16 protein-coding genes and 1 tRNA gene are annotated in these 16,070 nt (G+C 48.4%); 4 read left to right on the top strand and 13 right to left on the bottom strand.

From position 1 onward, the window contains the following. Together DYP60_RS01620 and DYP60_RS01615 are read right to left on the bottom strand one after the other, a co-directional pair. Positions 1–621, bottom strand: a complete 621-nt coding sequence (locus tag DYP60_RS01620; RefSeq protein WP_117329132.1) for an ATP-binding protein — start codon at positions 619–621, stop codon at positions 1–3. A 19-nt stretch (positions 622–640) separates the two neighbouring features. Beyond that, positions 641–1,114, bottom strand: a complete 474-nt coding sequence (locus DYP60_RS01615) for an NADH-quinone oxidoreductase subunit NuoE family protein (RefSeq protein ID WP_117329131.1) — start codon at positions 1,112–1,114, stop codon at positions 641–643. Between the two features lie 177 nt (positions 1,115–1,291). On the opposite strand from DYP60_RS01615, the gene DYP60_RS01610 reads away from it, so the two are divergent. Continuing rightward, positions 1,292–1,927 (top strand): redox-sensing transcriptional repressor Rex, encoded by a 636-nt coding sequence (locus DYP60_RS01610; RefSeq protein ID WP_117329130.1) that lies wholly within the window; start codon positions 1,292–1,294, stop codon positions 1,925–1,927. Positions 1,928–1,932: 5 nt separating this feature from the next. On the opposite strand, the gene DYP60_RS01605 is transcribed toward DYP60_RS01610, so the two are convergent. The 3 genes from DYP60_RS01605 to DYP60_RS01595 are packed head-to-tail and all read right to left on the bottom strand — an operon-like array spanning position 1,933 to position 5,786. Next, positions 1,933–2,943 (bottom strand): endonuclease/exonuclease/phosphatase family protein, encoded by a 1,011-nt coding sequence (locus DYP60_RS01605; protein WP_117329129.1) that lies wholly within the window; start codon positions 2,941–2,943, stop codon positions 1,933–1,935. Positions 2,944–2,975: 32 nt separating this feature from the next. Then, positions 2,976–5,204: an MFS transporter gene (locus tag DYP60_RS01600; protein ID WP_237446257.1), complete on the bottom strand. Its 2,229-nt coding sequence runs from the start codon at positions 5,202–5,204 to the stop codon at positions 2,976–2,978. 6 nt (positions 5,205–5,210) lie between these two features. Further along, positions 5,211–5,786, bottom strand: a complete 576-nt coding sequence (locus tag DYP60_RS01595; RefSeq protein ID WP_117329390.1) for an ATP-dependent Clp protease proteolytic subunit — start codon at positions 5,784–5,786, stop codon at positions 5,211–5,213. Positions 5,787–5,937: 151 nt separating this feature from the next. Here DYP60_RS01595 and era point away from each other — a divergent pair, with 151 nt between their 5' ends. Beyond that, on the top strand, positions 5,938–6,819 hold the full coding sequence (gene era / locus DYP60_RS01590; RefSeq protein ID WP_117329128.1) for a GTPase Era: 882 nt from the start codon (positions 5,938–5,940) through the stop codon (positions 6,817–6,819). Here the strand turns inward: era and DYP60_RS01585 are convergent. Continuing rightward, entirely contained in the window at positions 6,816–7,436 is a 621-nt protein-coding gene (locus DYP60_RS01585; RefSeq protein ID WP_117329127.1) for a flavodoxin family protein, read from the bottom strand. The two genes, era and DYP60_RS01585, sit on opposite strands and share 4 nt — an antisense overlap. Positions 7,437–7,516: 80 nt before the next feature. Then, positions 7,517–9,091 carry a lysine--tRNA ligase gene (gene lysS / locus DYP60_RS01580; protein WP_117329126.1) on the bottom strand — a complete coding sequence of 525 codons (1,575 nt, stop codon included), beginning with the start codon at positions 9,089–9,091 and terminating at the stop codon, positions 7,517–7,519. Positions 9,092–9,172: 81 nt separating this feature from the next. On the opposite strand from lysS, the gene DYP60_RS01575 reads away from it, so the two are divergent. Then, positions 9,173–9,838 (top strand): septal ring lytic transglycosylase RlpA family protein, encoded by a 666-nt coding sequence (locus DYP60_RS01575; RefSeq protein ID WP_117329125.1) that lies wholly within the window; start codon positions 9,173–9,175, stop codon positions 9,836–9,838. A gap of 202 nt (positions 9,839–10,040) precedes the next feature. Here DYP60_RS01575 and DYP60_RS14500 read toward each other — a convergent pair whose 3' ends face one another. Both DYP60_RS14500 and DYP60_RS01565 read right to left on the bottom strand, forming a co-directional pair. Then, the gene (locus DYP60_RS14500) at positions 10,041–10,829 is read right to left on the bottom strand and encodes a YecA family protein (protein ID WP_240622808.1); all 789 of its coding nucleotides are present in this window, start codon (positions 10,827–10,829) and stop codon (positions 10,041–10,043) included. A gap of 11 nt (positions 10,830–10,840) precedes the next feature. Continuing rightward, entirely contained in the window at positions 10,841–11,947 is a 1,107-nt protein-coding gene (locus tag DYP60_RS01565; protein ID WP_117329124.1) for a BamA/TamA family outer membrane protein, read from the bottom strand. A 153-nt stretch (positions 11,948–12,100) separates the two neighbouring features. On the opposite strand from DYP60_RS01565, the gene DYP60_RS01560 reads away from it, so the two are divergent. Next, positions 12,101–12,174: transfer RNA gene (locus DYP60_RS01560), tRNA-Ile, on the top strand. Positions 12,175–12,383: 209 nt separating this feature from the next. Here DYP60_RS01560 and DYP60_RS14605 read toward each other — a convergent pair. The 4 genes from DYP60_RS14605 to DYP60_RS14095 all read right to left on the bottom strand — a co-directional run. Further along, entirely contained in the window at positions 12,384–12,506 is a 123-nt protein-coding gene (locus DYP60_RS14605) for a hypothetical protein (RefSeq protein ID WP_276308950.1), read from the bottom strand. 388 nt (positions 12,507–12,894) lie between these two features. Beyond that, the gene (locus tag DYP60_RS01555) at positions 12,895–14,340 is read right to left on the bottom strand and encodes a radical SAM/SPASM domain-containing protein (RefSeq protein WP_117329123.1); all 1,446 of its coding nucleotides are present in this window, start codon (positions 14,338–14,340) and stop codon (positions 12,895–12,897) included. Between the two features lie 554 nt (positions 14,341–14,894). Then, the gene (locus DYP60_RS01550) at positions 14,895–15,314 is read right to left on the bottom strand and encodes a restriction endonuclease (protein WP_117329122.1); all 420 of its coding nucleotides are present in this window, start codon (positions 15,312–15,314) and stop codon (positions 14,895–14,897) included. 523 nt (positions 15,315–15,837) lie between these two features. After that, a partial coding sequence (locus tag DYP60_RS14095) for a hypothetical protein (protein WP_165849463.1) occupies positions 15,838–16,070 on the bottom strand: 233 nt, incomplete at its 5' end.

Genomic DNA, 16,070 nt, shown 5'->3' with positions numbered 1-16,070 from the left:
TCACATCTCCTGTTGTCTGGAAGGTGACGTATTTCTTCTGTGCATATCCAGCAAATTCTCTTCGCGGTACTGTTCCAGCTCTTCCTCCTGAGAGGAAAGGTACTGCCTGAGCAGTGCCAATGTACCGCTGGTCTCAAATGGTCCAAGGACCGCTTCAAGCTCGCTTTTTCGAAGCGTATACGCCTCTCCGCCCTTCCCTGTTTCCAAACTCCGCTCAATCACCAGCTCTTCACAGAGAGGATGGCTGAGTAGTGCCAGGAAAGTGGAAGCCACATTCCCCATAGGAGGGGCATCTATGTGGTCCAGGCGGAAAGAGAAGGAAACCGTGGTTCCAATCCCCTCTTCCGATTGCAGGGCAAAGGTCCCATCGCAGGCATCGCATGCCTGAGATAGAAACGGTAAGCCCAGTCCGACCTTTCGCTTCTTGTGCTTCTCCCCATCTGAATAGAACGGGTCCAGCACACGTCTCTGGATCTCTGCATTCATTCCCTTTCCGTTGTCTCGTATCTCACAGAAAAGATTGGTTCCCGTCTCAGCAAAGGTGAGTTCCACAAGGGAACTGCCTGCCTCAAACGAGTTCTGTACGATATCCAACAGATAGTCATCGATGCAGATATGCATAGAGAGATACCTCTCTCCTTTATCTGAACTTCGCGATGATTCCGGCAACTTGGTCCTTGGTGACCTTACCGAAAACCTCTCCACCAACGGTCATGACCGGGGCAAGCCCGCAGCAACCGACACAACGTACTGCCTCCAAGGAGAAGTTCCCATCTTCTGTTACTGCTCCTACCGGTAAATGCAGTTGCTTATCCAACTCGTCAATGATCGCCTGACCACCCTTGAGATAGCAGGCCGTTCCCATGCACACTTGAATATTGTGTTTGCCAGGCTTGGTCAGCTTGAAGAAGTGGTAGAATGTTATGACACCCCAGATGGTTGCCAAAGGCACATCAAGCAATTCAGCTACTGTATCTGCCGCTTCGCGGGAGATGTAGCCTTGTTCTTGCTGTACCTTGTGGAGCACCATAATGAGATTACCCTGTTTGGTTTTCCATTCTTTGATGAATGCTACCAATTCGGGTGAGAACGTGACTTTGTTAATGTCCGACATGTAACCTCCAGTACCCAATTTACGTTTTGTGGTATCCTAACACTTTTCTGGAGATTTTGTACATATCTATTTCCTTGTAAATTCTTTTTTTCAAGGTGTTAAAGGATTTTAATTTAAGTATATTGACCATTTTATCGAGTTAATGTACATTATTTCACATAAATAGGAGATTTTACCATGAACAATGACCAGCTGGTACGGATCACAAGATACTATCGCTCCCTTAATCGTCTCAAGACCATCGGACTTGAGAAAGTGTTTGCCCACAACCTTGCCGATGCAGCAGGCGTTTCAGCCGCCATTGTACGCAAAGACTTTTCCCAGTTGGGCATTCATGGCCAAAAACGCGGTGGGTATGAAATCCATGATCTGCTCAAAGGGCTTGGAGAGATTCTTGGAAAAGGGGACAGCCAGAACTGCATCATCGTTGGATGTGGAAGAATCGGGAAAGCCCTGATGCACTACAATGGGTTTGAACCCGATGGCATCAGGATAGTGGCAGGCTTTGACAGCGATCCATTGGTCTACAGCGATGCGTCTCACCCAGTCCCCGTCTACCCCATCAGTAGGATCGATGAGGTTGTTGAGGCTCTCGAGGTAACCGCAGGTATCATCACGGTACCTGAGCAGGCTGCACAGGACAGCTATGAGCGTCTGCTCGCAGCAGGCGTCATGGGAATCCTCAACTTCAGCCCCATCACCCTCAAGTCCCAGAAGCAGGAAGATGGACGTGCTCCAGTGGTCCACAACATCAACATTGCCCTGGAGCTGGAACAGATTTTCTACGAATTGAAGTTCCCCAAAAATAGTTGAGGCTTCTAACGCCGAGTGAGGGTCAGCAATACTGGAAGGTGGTCGCTGACCCCATTTTTTATCCCCAAGTCCCATGCATTTGGAGTCCCATCACTATTCAGTAGGGATGGAAGTGCACAGATGGAGAATGCATCATACTCCCAACCCAATCCATCAAAGAGATAGCCATTGGAGAGTATCAGGTCATAGCGAAGCCACTGCCCTGTCCAACAGCAACTGCCGGAAGGAGAGAGAAACTCGTACTGTGCATCCAAATAGGGCGTATACCAACGGGACGGTCCAACCTTTTCCTGATCACCGGTAACTGCAAGGGAGCCGCTCTGTATGAATTGACTGCTCTCAGGGTGGGAAATATCCACCAAGGCGGTCTGCCTTCCCTCAGAGCCCCATACAGCATCAGGATTCTCATTGAAGTCTCCACAGAGCAGGGTCAGCGTTCCTTCATGATTCTTTGCCGCCTGGGTGAGAGCCCCAGAAAGCGCAATCCGTCTTGCTTCGGTCTCCTCATCCCCTCCAATTCTGCTCTTTGCATGCAGAGCAAAAACCACCACATCTCCCCTGCTGGTTTCGACGGTCGCTTCCAGGAACGGCCGACACCCAGGGGCAGCATGTACAACAGCATTGGAGACAGGATGTCTACTGATTATGGCCACGGCGATGGGACTCTCCTCTCCTTTGCTGACGGCATACCATCGGTATCCCCTCCGGGAGAGATGGTAGGACAAAAGATCATGCACAACAGGAGAACCTTCTACTTCTTGCAGCACAATAATGTCCGGTAACGCAAGAGAAGGGTCCAGGAGGACGTTTGAGAGTGTCTTGAGTCGAAGGCGATAGGAGCCTTCATCCCAGCTATCGGGGTCTTGGTACTCCTCGTATTCAGAGCCTTCGAGTGTTGCGTCAAAGAGATTTTGTACGTTGTATGAGAGCACAGCAAACGTCTTTTCGTCAGGGGAGATGGTTGCATCACAACCAGAGAACAAGAGGATAAAAATACTGAGCAATAAGACTATCATGCCCTATAAGTGCGCAATGTTTCACCATTGCTTCAGTTCTGTGCGTTCTTCCCTAAAGAATAACTGAAGTAGAGCATGGCCACTGCATCCTGTTCGTCAAAAGCCTCGATATCCATCTCCTTCGCTTTGAGCAACCCTTGCTTGAGATTCTCAAAACAGGGGTCGAAGGAAACATCACTACTCTCAAGAATATCCATGCAGAAAGACCTAAGCGACTCCCAATCCTTCTTTTCAAAGTAGGAAAGTACCGTCTTGTAGGCTTGGTCGATCTGATGCAAATCCCTTGCCTCTGAGAGGAATGGGGAGAGAAAATCCTTGGGAGAGCCCAGATTCATCTGCTCATACAGAAGAGAAAGGCGGGGCGAGCCAAACTTCAGGAATGTTGCAATGACCGCGTAGCGGGTCTGCCGGAAGGTGGCACTACGCCCTTGCTCTACTGAGATGAAGAACTCTTGGTAGAATGTTCCTTCCTTGTCCATGAATCGCTTGGCGATGAGATAGTCAATAATCTCATCAATATGCTTCGCTGAATGGCTCAGTTCATTGACCAAGGGAAGATACTCAGTGCCTTCGGTTATGTGGGCGAGCGATTTGCTGGCCATAGAACGTACCGAAGACCACCTCCCGTGCAGCATCAAGTTGACCAAAGCATTCTTCGCTTTCTCTTCCTTTCTGTACGCACCGAGCGAAGCGATGGCATCAAGCTGTACGTATGAGTCATCATCCTGTGCAACCATGATCAGGTCATCGAGCAATGCTTTTCTCGGTCGGTCACCGAGAGCCCTCACTGCATCCCGTTTATCGGGGGAGAAGGGACTCCTAAGAATCAAACGAAGTTCACTGGTGGCAAGATTATTCAGGTTCCCCCCAAGGGAGAGCATCAGGAATTTACGTTTGGCAGGGTCACGGGTCCTCTCAAGCTTCTCAATCATGGAGACTGCCCTGAGTCCATGCATACTGAAAATGACCTGTGCTGCCTGTTGTGAGCTGTATGCGCCGTACTCCTGCAGCCGGGAAGCAACCAGGATTTCCACAGCAGTGAGCCCGATGGCAAAGAGAAACACCAAGGTGTATCCATTTCCTGCAGCTATTCCATTGACCACGAACAAGTCCCTGGAAATGTGTCCCAGATCCCCTAACAGTCCACTGATCAAGCCAACAAAGAAAGCTATGATGGCAACAAAGAAATTGACCATCGAGTTGAATGCAACCGTCTCATCATCAGGCATCACCTGGGTGATCAACCGATAGACAAGCATACCGATCAGGGCAATAAAAAAGTTGGTAAAGAAACCAAGGACAAAGAACCAGACGGGGTTTGCCTCTGGGGTGATCAAAGCCCATGCCATGAAAAAGAAGAGGGAGAAGATTGAGGAGAAAAGCACCAGAGGTCGGCTTCCCAAGCGGTCAGAGAACTGCTTGCTGACGAAGCTCGCCGCCATGACCGAGAGTCCCAGAACTACCGAGTAAACAACAACCAGGGAGTTGGAAAGACCAAGCTCGACGCGAAGGAATGGAGTGGTAAGGGCAAAGACAACTGCCACAGCGGTGGACAGCCATCTCAGGTAGAGCCTCCTACTGAAAGCTGCTTGCTTCATCGCTTCCTTGAGGAGAACGAACACCCCTCTCCCCTTCTTGTAATCAACAGTACTGCGGCTGGGGATGCGTGCCATTTCATAGCTCGCCATGAAGTTCACCAACACGCCAAGGATCTGCATGCTCACCAGGCCAACCAATCCACTGAAACGCTGTATGCTTAGCACCAAGGCTGAGATACATCGTACCACCAGAGAGGAACTCTGGTAGGCTGTATTTACATTTGCAACGACCTTGCCACGGTTGGCAATGCTGCTGATATTCTTAAGTGTGGAGTCATTGAGGGCAATGCCGATCATCCTGAACACATTGAAGAGGGTGTAAACAGAGAGCAGGAGAATCACCGCCCAGTCTCCGCTGAGGAAGAACAGTCCAAGATACCCGAAGGAGACAAGTCCACGGAGAATCCAGACTAAGGACTGTACCTTTATCTGGTTTCTTCCCTTGAAAATCTGAGGGACAAAGGGTAGCACAATTCCTGCAATATAGCTTGCAGAAGCGATATACCCCAAGGCGATGTTGCTGGCGCCGAAATAGATAGCGAGCAAATACACAATTGTATCGCCGAGGAGGCTGTAGGCTATTCCGTTATACAGCTCTTGGCGATACATGTGTTTTCTTCCCAGTGTTTTTTCCTTTTCACTGAGGAATCTTGTCTTGGGCATGAGTACTTACAATTCACTCCGTTGTGTAATAATTCTGCTGACTAGACCATAGCTGAGTGCTTCATCTGCACTAAGCCAATGATCCCGTTCGGTATCGTTACGCACTTCCTCCAAGCTCTTGCCTGTTTCTTGTGCTATAAGTTTGTCGAGTTTCTCTCGCAGTTTTTCCAGATGCAGAGCGTGAATTTCAATGTCAGTTGCAACTCCTCTCATACCGCTCATCGGTTGGTGGATCAGATAGGTGGAGTTGGGAAGTGCAATACGCTGTTCTTTGGGAACAGCCAGAAGGACCAAGGCAGCAGCACTTGCCACCAAACCCATTCCGACCATGGTGACGGGGGCATTGATGAAACGCGCCATATCGAAGATTGCATAGCCTGCATCGACATCCCCACCGGGGCTGTTGATGAAAATCTTAATCGGTTCACTGCTCTCACCTTCAAGAATGAGCATCTGCTTGATAACCGACTCTGCGCTCTCCTTGTCAATCTCTCCTGAGAGAATGATGGAACGGGTTTTTAGGAGTTTTTCCTGTATCTGTGGATCCTGCGTTGCAGGCTTTTTTTCTTCTTCTTGTGGCATGGGCCCCTCACTCAAACTGGTTTTGATGCAGAACATCAAAGCAAGTATACACACATACTCTCATTCTTGCAAAGGCATAGCAGGCAAGAAAGAGGGGATGTAGGCAGAAAGGATGTGAATCAGTATACTGAAGCTATTAGGAGAACAGTGTATGAAATGTGCTACGGTTGCCATTATCGGCAGACCATCAGCTGGAAAGAGCACCCTGCTCAATACAATTTGTGAGATGAAGGTCTCCATTACCGCCAGTACCCCACAGACTACCAGAAATGCAATCAGGGGTATCTATACAGACGAGCGAGGCCAGTTGATCTTCACTGATACACCTGGTTTCCACCTCAGTGAAAAAACGTTGAACAAGCGACTGCAGGAAACTGCCTTGAGGACCCTTGAAGAGAATGATGCAGTTCTCTACCTCCTGGATGCAAAACGCAGTGCAGGAGAAGAGGAGAAAGCCCTTGCCTCCCATATTGCCAAGTTGAAGACTCCGGTCATCTGCGTCATCAACAAGACCGACATTCTCAAGGAACAGGAGCTAGCCGATGCCCAAGCGTTTCTTGAAGAGATGCTACCTGGGAAGACGGTACTAGGAGCTTCTGCAAAACTTGATGAAGGGGTCGATGAAATCCTCATCGAGCTGTTCAAGCATGCACCGGAAGGAGAACTGCTCTACCCTGCTGACGCATACACCGACCAGAACCTTGAGTTCCGCATCAGTGAGATCATCCGAGAGAAGGCGATCAACTTGGTGACTGAGGAGATTCCTCATGCCATCTATGTCGAGATTGCCGACATTGAATACAGCGAAGAAAACAACACAGTTTGGGTGAGGGCGTTCATCGTCGTGGAACGTGATACGCAGAAGGGAATTGTGGTGGGTAAGCGCGGAGCAGGCATCGCGAAAATCCGAAAGGGTGCGGAGCCTGAGATCCGCCAGATCTTTCCCGGGAAGAAACTCCGTCTCGACCTTCGGGTCAAAGCCCAGGACAAGTGGAGAAACAACTCCATCATCCTGGACAGGATCCTCCGCTAGCGGATGAAGTTGGTGGCAATGCGTTTTTCTGGAACGGGCTTCTTCACTGAGTCCTTTCCTGCATCGATGCAGGAGAGCAACCAAGCGAGGTTCGCCCCCAGATAACGCATGACCTGCAATCCTTCCAAGTCCTGCTCCACCTCCTGGACAGTATTGCCATGTACGCTGTTCCAGTACGTGGAAGAGACCACCGGCATCTGGCTGATAGTGAAGTACTTGTTCAATTGATCGAAGGTAGTACTTGCTCCACCCCGTCTACAGGAGACCACCGCTGCTCCTGGCTTGAGTGCCATCTGCTTTGAGGCAACACGGAACAATCGATCAAGGAAGGCACTACCGGCCCCCGCTGCAGAGGCATAGTGCACCGCTGAACCAAGGACCAAGGCATCTGCTTCAACAGCCTTCTTTGCAGTTTCATTGACCGAATCATCGGTAAACGCACATGAGCCATGCTTGAAGCAGTATTTACAGTCGACACATCCATGCAAGGGCCCCTTACCGATCCAGAGAATCTCACTGTCAATATTCCACGTGTGCAACACTGATGCCACCTCTTGTAGTGCACGATTGGTACAACCTTTCTCATGGGGGCTGGTGTTAATCATCAAAACGTTCATCTAAAACTCCTTTGTCTCTGGTCTCATAACGGCAAACAGGGAGCCCAGAAAGCTCCCTGCCCAACAAAAATCCAACGAACTTAGTAGCGTTCCAGGATGGAAAGCACCTTCTCCTTGCCACAGGTCTGGAGGAAAGGTCCAAGCTTTGGTCCCTGGTCTTTCCCGATCATAATGCGATAGATAAGCTTGAAAAATGCTCCGGTGTCCAAACCGTTGTCCTTTGCCGAGTCATAGAGGCGAGTGGTGTACTCTTTGTTCTCAATCTGGTCCATGACCTTTACCACTTCCCGCAGGGCGTGTACAGCAGCCAGTTCCTGGTCTGTGAGTTCAACCAAAGGGTCGTTCTCATTGGACAGGCGATACTTGAAATCCTCAGGGGCAAAGGTGGTGATCCAGTTCCAGGCACACTTGCAGCGCTCTCTGAGTCTGTCCCTCTGGCTGTCGGTCATCTCGTCCAAGGTTGAAATTGCCCTTTCAATATCCCCTTCATGGAGCTGCAAGAGGTTGCAGAGGTGGCGGAATGGAATCTGGTAGCTAGGCTCAGAGGGAATGCCATGTACCTGACTGAGCTCATAGATCCGCTTCTCTTTTGCCTTGCGCTTCTCATTTACTTCCTGCAGGCCGAAATAGATTCGTTCACAGGTGTCATAGTCCTCGTAGATCTTCAGGACATCGAGGTCGAAGGAGATGGCAAACTCTGTGTTCGGCCGGGTTCCGGCGAACATGTAGCGTGTCACCTCAGGAGTATAGACTTCCAGGACATCATAAAGTGAGACGACTTCGCCGCTGGAGGACGAGATCTTTCCACCACGCCCTTTGATGCTGATGAAGTCGTACTGGAAAGAAACAGGTGCTTCCCCACCAAATACCCGGACCATCTTACGGGAGGTGTCGAAGGAACCGCCTTCACTGTGGTGGTCCTTCCCTGCAGGTTCAAAGTCCACCTGTTCATGTGCCCAACGCATCGGCCAGTCAATTCGCCACGGCAACTTGGCACAGCTGGTGGTTCTGAGGTCGACGGTTTCCGTCTGACCGGTTTCATCATCCCGGTAGGTGATGTTCCACGCTCCGTCCCAATCGAGTACGGTGGTGGTATCCTTGTCGGTGAAGTTGGAGAAGACCGAAATAGGCCACCAATTCTTTTCCAACGGTTCAGTGCGGAACTCATTCAGGATGGCGCGAATCTCATCACGTTTCTCCAGGGCGAGACGCATACCTTCAGCGTACTCACCTGCGCGGTACCGCTCTGCCTGGTAGATGTACTCAGGCTCCACCCCGACAGTGGGAAGAATGCGCTCTACATCCAGCTCGTTGCCACGTGCATAGTTCTCAGCCCGCCCAAGGGTATCGGGAACGAGGGTAATGGGCTTTCGGAGGTAGGTGGCAAGCATCTCTGGATCTCTCATGTTCTTGGGAACTTTCCGGAATACGTCATAGTCGTCCCAGCTGTAGATGAACCGGACGTTTTTCCCTTTCTCACGAAGAGCTCTCACCACCAGTTCAACCGAGATGATCTCCCGGAAGTTTCCTATATGGACTGTGCCAGAAGGAGTAATGCCGGAAGCACAGGTATAGCGTTCCTTCTCCCCTTTCTCACGAATAATCTTGTCGGCGTATATATCCGCCCAATGTGTAGATACGTTCTTTTCGCTCATAACCGTCGATTATAGTGAAACACTGACATCAGTTCAACTGCTGGTTGCCAAAACAAAGAGCGAGAGCGTATACTCTTGAGTATGAAACGATTGATGGCTTTGCTAGTGGTACTGCTTCTTTGCTCAAGTTTCCTCTTTGCGGAAGAGGAAGCGAAGTTTGAACCAGGAACGGTGATAGAGAAAGGGATAGCTTCTTGGTACACCAGTGACAAGAGCGAGAGCCTTACAGCCAATGGGGAAACATTCGACCCTACCAGCCTTTCGGCCGCCCATAAAAGCTTGAAGTTCGGCACCATCGTCAGGGTGACCAACAAGAAGAATGGGCGGAGTGTCGATGTCAGGATCAATGACAGGGGGCCATATGTTGATGGAAGGATCATCGACCTGACCCCAGCAGCCGCAGAACAGATCGATATGCTCGAAGCAGGTGTTGCCAATGTTGAACTGACGCTGATCTTTGAGCCTGAGATTCCAGAGTCAAAATACAAGCGGGCTGGTGATACCGGGTGGTACCAGATCCAGGTTGGCGCTTACTCTTCCCTGCTTACCGCCTATACACAGTATGACAGACTGCTCAACGCAGGGCTGAAGCCTTATGCGGAGCAACTCCCCGAGAGCAAGGCAGTACGACTTACTGTCCGGTGGATCCCTGCCTATCAGCTGCAAAGGACAATGCAGGCACTCTCAGCATTGGGATTCTCCGAGAGCAATGTGTTGAAGAAGAGTGAGGACAATCCGTACCGATAACACAAGCATACAGGACGCCGTGTGTTGTCTTTGGGCGACCTTGCAAAGGCGGTCGGTATGTCCAGCCCCTCATTTGTGGCAATAACCAGGAGTTCTCCACTACCCGATTATGGCAATCCTGGCAGTTCCCAGTGTAGTGCATAATCCACCTGGTTTACGGCTACGTGAGATTGATAGGAAGTTTGCTATGCCTGCCCTATGATTACCTGTTTGCGCCACAGCATTTCTTGAATTTCTTGCCACTGCCACAGGGACATGGATCATTGCGTCCGACACGAGGGGGAGCTATAAAAGGAACATCTTTCTCAACCTCTTCTTCAGACAAAATCATTTGTAGATAATTCATGAACATCAGCCGAAGACCGGCATGACGTTTTTTATAAATGCGAGCATAGTGTGGTGTGGCTTTCATGAAGGAAGCGATAAGCCTCCGGTCAAGGGTATCACCGGCTTCAAGCGGAAGGAAGCGGTCTTTCTGATAGTCCAATACGCAATTCATAAGTGGCATCTGCTGAATGTTTTCCTCTGCTTTATAGAAGGATAGAATAACTTCCTTGCAAGAACATTCAGGATTCAAGCAGTACTGATCGATTACAGCGAATAAAGCGCCTTCATGCTCAAACATAAAGGGATCTGCATTGGGAAAGACTGTATCATAAAAGATGTTGCCTTCTTCAATGGTAATTTGTGAGAAGTCATACGAAAGTTGAGCATAGTCCTCAATGTTATCAGTTATGATACTCTTCTGTTCATGATACCAAGAAAGCAAGAACTCCCATTGTTCATCGGTCAGGGTTTCTGCCACCTTCTGGGAGATTTCTCTCTCCGCTCCTAGATTATCTACAAACCTTTTTCTTGTGACATCCAAGGCTACAGTTGCATCATCGAGCGTAAACTCAATGGTGCCACAGTCACATACGGGATTAGGACATATCCCAATCTTTTCTATCTGATACTCTTTGTCATTGAGAGTAAGTGTAACTATTTCCATACTGCTCCTACCTAGTAACGGAGATGGGCAATCAACTCCCCTACCATGGTCTTCCCTGGTTGCATGGGGTTGCTCCCTACTATAAGGTATGCCATTTGGTAACCTATGTCCATGTAGGAAAGGAGTGAGTAGGTAACAGATACCCCAGCGCTGGAGAGAAACGTCTGGGAAGAGATGGAAGTGTTTACCAGCTGTCCAAAGCCATAACCAATATCAAAGAAGAGGACAAGACGGGGATAGAAGCCTTTGGTAAAGGGTTCTGGTCCGTTGAAGCAGAGGGAGAGCCGGTTTGCCAATGCTCCGTCCAAAGGGTACTGGCAATAGCCGTATCCTCTGACAAGGCTTCCAAGAGAGGTCTCCTTTAAAACAGAAAAGGGAATATGACTGCCCAATGTATAGGTAAGCTGGAGACTGTTACGGAGGATGATGGAATAAAGGTTGTGCTTCTTGTCATCGAGTTCTTCATACAACAGGAGAGAACCTATTCCTTCGGCAGAGAGAGAAGCATAGGATGCATTGGTATTCAGAAGCTTGGGTCCTAAGAAGAGGGTACCTTCAAAGGCCAAGCCATCAAGAAGTTCTTCTTGCCGGTTGTAATAATAGTTGAGCACCAAGCTCGTTCCAATTCCTGAGAGTGCTCCATAGAGGGTGTTTCCTCCATAGGAGGAGAACCAAGGGTTAATGCCCAGGACTGTTCCGCTGTCCAATACATCGCCTTCTATCATGGAGTCCAATGCTTGTTCATAGGAGCCTCGGTACCCCAAAAAGATGTTTTGCTTGGAACCAAGGCTTTGTTTGACTCCTATGGTCCAGTCGAATTGGAGGAGGTCAAACAAGAGAGGGGAACTAGAGAGAAGTGAGCCATTCACAGGGTGTTGCCAGAGGACTCTTTCATGAAAGCCTGCTTTGGCTAAGAGGACAAGGTCTGTTTCCCAACCAGAGAAGATTGGGTCCAAGTCTCCGGTAACGCCAGAGCGGATACCGGTTGGGACTAAGGAAGAGCCTATTCTTGGATGCCCTTCCCAACTGTCATAGGTAAAACTCCAGGAAGCAAAGGCACTATGGGAAGACAGTATAAGCATAATCAAGCATAATACCACTCTATACTTCTTACTCATTGTCTCCTTCTCCCAAGTACGGTAATAGTAGCATGGGCACAATTTATTTCCAAGGAAAAGCATGGCTTTCAGCACAATAAATAAGACTAACCGATATCAACGAAAAGATTCTTTACATTCTTGCAAAAATCCTTTAGATTACATACAGCTTTAGGGCCTATAGCTCAGTTGGTTAGAGCATCGGACTCATAATCCGTGGGTCGTAGGTTCAAGTCCTACTGGGCCCAAAGACAAAACCTCCTTGCAATGCAGGGAGGTTTCGTTGTCTTAGGGGCTGCTTTGCCGCTGAACCAGCCTAAGCTAATCAGCGATTTCTTTTGGTTAACAAAAAAACCAGAAGACAAAGTTTCAGGTTCAACAAGAAGTACGTTTCTTTCGGTAAGCACCACCTTTCGGCACCACTTCCTACAACCAAGGTGCGGTACGTACAAACCCTTCACAGCTCAGCAGGCACTGTATCTTGGCCCAATCCCTGCATCATCGCAATCACTACTGGTCTTGCCAGCAATGAGTAGGACTCCTGCCCTACAACGATAGTATGGGCATGCAGAAAAGACATGTCAACCATAAATCTGTAGATGTCTTTTCCTAGATTCTTTTCGCCTTACACGGAGTATGAGCAAGATAGGTAACGTGCTCAATGTAGTTCATGGATCATCAATTATTGAATAAAACCATAACGGCTACTCAGATACTCCTTATCCCAGACTTTGAAATAGGAAAGCTCTAGTAGCGTCATTTCATCTTCAAATGAAAGGTATCAATACCCCAGGGCAAGCCATGGACTCAGGAGGCGTTGCCTCCTTTCCCGCCCCAAGGGACGGGGTATCTCACCTTGTTTTCCCGGAACTCGCTCCAGAGAGGAACCATCATGCTGATTCCTTTCCTCTCGCTCCGTTGGGGAATGAGCTGGTCTCGAACAATGACTATCAGACAAGTATGGAAAGTTATGCATCTTGTGCAAAACTCTTAGCCTCCGCCTCTCGGGCGGCAAGCTTTTCGGCCTTGACTTTCTGGGAAGTGTTCCACAGTTCATTTGCAACTGGAGCCCATTCCTTTGCATATTCGGTGCACTTTCCGCACAGATGGTCGACATCTTCAGGCGATTCGAGATCAGTTGATTTTGCGCCGGATTCCTTGACCATCTTCGCCAGAAATCCAGGATTCTCAAGCATCGGACATGGCCGAAGGTGATTTTCATTGAACGCTTGGTTTTTATAATATGCCTTGAACAACGGTTGCTGCAACGACTCGAGCAGAGAAACTTCCTTGATATTGGCGGTCGAATAATGGATGAACACGCATGGTTCTACATCGCCGTTCGCATTGATGTGCAAATAGTTTTTCCCACCTGCGATACAACCATGGACAAATTCTCCGTCATTTTGGAAATCTAGCGGAAATATTTGTTTTGGATTGTCCATTTCGCGTATCTCGCGGATTCTCTTATACATATAAGCACGTTGATTCGGTGTCAAGAGCAGGTCAGGAGACGCATTGTTGCCAACAGGCATATAGTGGAAGTACCAAGAGAACTTGCAACCTTTTTCGATTAGGAGATCAAGGAAATCATCAGAAACAACACTCTTATAATTCTTGCTAGTATAGCAGATTGACGTACCATAGAGTAGCTTTTTGGCTTTCAGCATGTCCATTGCCTTCAGAACCATGTCGAAATTGCCTTCGCCTCGCCTTGAGTCATTCTCCTCGGAAAATCCTTCGAGACTGATATTGAGAAAGATATTCCCCACTTCCTTCATATCGTCGCAAAATTTCTCATCCACCAATGTGCCATTGGTAAAAATGCCGAAGGTGCAGTCCTTATGGTCTCTGGCAAGTCTGACAATGTCAGCTTTACGTACCAAAGGTTCACCGCCAGTCATCATGTAAAAATAGGTACCTAGCTCCTTACCCTGATTCACAATGTCATCCATCTGCTGGTAGGTTAGGCTTTTTGTATGACCATACTCCGCAGCCCAGCATCCGGTGCAGTGCATGTTGCAGGCGCTGGTCGGGTCAAACAGGATGATCCACGGGAAATTTGACTGATACTTGTCCCGGAGTGTCCTAGTCTTTTCCAATCCGCTGTATCCTGCCTCATAACCGAGATTCAAAATCAAGGATTTCATGACCTTCGAATCGATATCCGTGAACAGCGAGGTACCATATCGAACCCACTTGGAGGAAGGATCCTCCACGAAACGCCGAAAATTAGAGAATGCATTCCCTGTTTTCGTATACACTGCATCGTGCTTGGTAGATGGCATATATTTCTCAATCATCTCCACCATGTCCAGAAGTCCATTGACGGGATCTTTTTGAACACGCTTGATTGCATAATCGATTCCGGTCGAAAGTGCCATGCGACCTGCAGTATGTTTAATGGTAGCCATTTCATTCTCCTTGTACGACCTACTATATAGCAGGGTAGATATGGTTTCTTGAATTAGAATTTTCTATTTCAGTCCCATTCAATAATTTGAGCCAAAAAGACAAGAAAATCAATATACAATATCAAAGAATTATCCAATAGTTCAACAAAAGGTAATGGATGCCCATATCATTGCCAGAATTTTTCCATATCGGCCTATTGATCGGTCAAAGACAGCAAATCGTAGTGAAAAGAAGGAAAGCAAAAATAATCCTCCCAAAGCCTTCGGTCATCCATCAAACCGGGGAAACGTACCCCTAGACCGTTCTGACTGAGATGCGCATTACATCGGCGTTTTCTTTGTTGATCCACTCTTTTGCGATCAAGGAAAGAAACCGTCGGTCCCATTACACGATTTCTTCCTTCCTGGAATGCCTAAATATTGACCCTCATAATTCATAGCTGATCTATCATCCATATAACTGCATCAATTACTGGCACTTGGAAGATACTGTAACCATAGAGTATTATCTCTCACAAACGTGAGTCATCGATTAGACACTAATCCATCTATTCTTACTGAGAACACAATGAACCGTCCTCAAGATCAAACAAGACCTGTGGTGTGCTTTTTACACCAATTGAATACTCCATCAATAAGGTAACCAACTGTTCCCCATTCATGAGTGCAATGGGTGTCTTGTCTGTTTGGATGGCCTCATTCTTAGCACCTTTGCTGAAATCACTCGTGGTGATAATCAGTCCTTGTTCATGGGCCCCAAGGGACCCTCTCATTTGCTGTACAGCAGGTGCCTGCACATGGTACTTCCAACGCTTTGCCTGGACAGCCATCTTCATCCTTACCACATCACCGATCACCAAGACACCCCGAACATCAATTCCTCCATCTCCGCTATACCTTGTAACTTCAACCATCTCAAAGCCCATAGCAGTAAGCAGGCGGGAAACCACATCTTCAAAGTCCACCGGTTCCATGGAATGGAGCTTGGACAGCAAGGCCTTTCTGGTTTGCTTGTTGTATTGTTCAATCTCTGAGATAACCGTTAGCTGTCGGGTTGGTGAGGGATGCAGCGGGAATTTTTCGAAAATCTTTGCCGACGGTCTCTAAAAGAGTTTGCAGACATCCGTGCTCCAAAAGCTCACCACCCCCCAGGATTCCAGAGCATTGAAAGCTTCCTGCCGGTTTCCAATCGAATTACCCAAAGTCTGTGAATTTAGAAATGTAAAGAGCCAATTGCAAAATAGGTTTTCAAGAACCTCGTAATGCATAAACATACAAAACCACCACTCACATACCCCATACCTGCTACTGGCTCATGTGACTGACAGAGCTCTGTCTTGTTTTTACTGATAATTGCATGATGGATATAGAAAAAAGGACCTTTTTCTGTTACTGTTTAGTTACTACACAAAACAAACAAAAGAGGTCCTTCTTATGCACCATACTACACCAACCCCCCTGGTTCTTCAATCCCTGCTCTTCTCCCATGAAGACTTTTCACCCTGCCTTTTCCGCAGACCGAGCGAGCGTGAGAATGAGTTCCTCAGCTTCTTCCAAGGGGTGCAATCCCTGCTCACTTGCGACGAATTGCACAGGTTGCAGAGGAGCCACCGCAGGGGAAGGCTCGGCTACGACCTGCTGCCGATACTGGGCATCATGCTGCTCAAGCTTCACTACCAGGTACGGACGGTGAAGGGGACACTGGCTCTCCTTTGTGAGAACGGGAACCT

The organism is Sphaerochaeta halotolerans, from assembly GCF_003429665.1.
GTDB classification, from domain to species: domain Bacteria; phylum Spirochaetota; class Spirochaetia; order Sphaerochaetales; family Sphaerochaetaceae; genus Sphaerochaeta; species Sphaerochaeta halotolerans.
The sequence above is the reverse complement of the archived record's forward strand: the minus strand, read 5'-3'. Positions and strand labels throughout refer to the sequence as shown.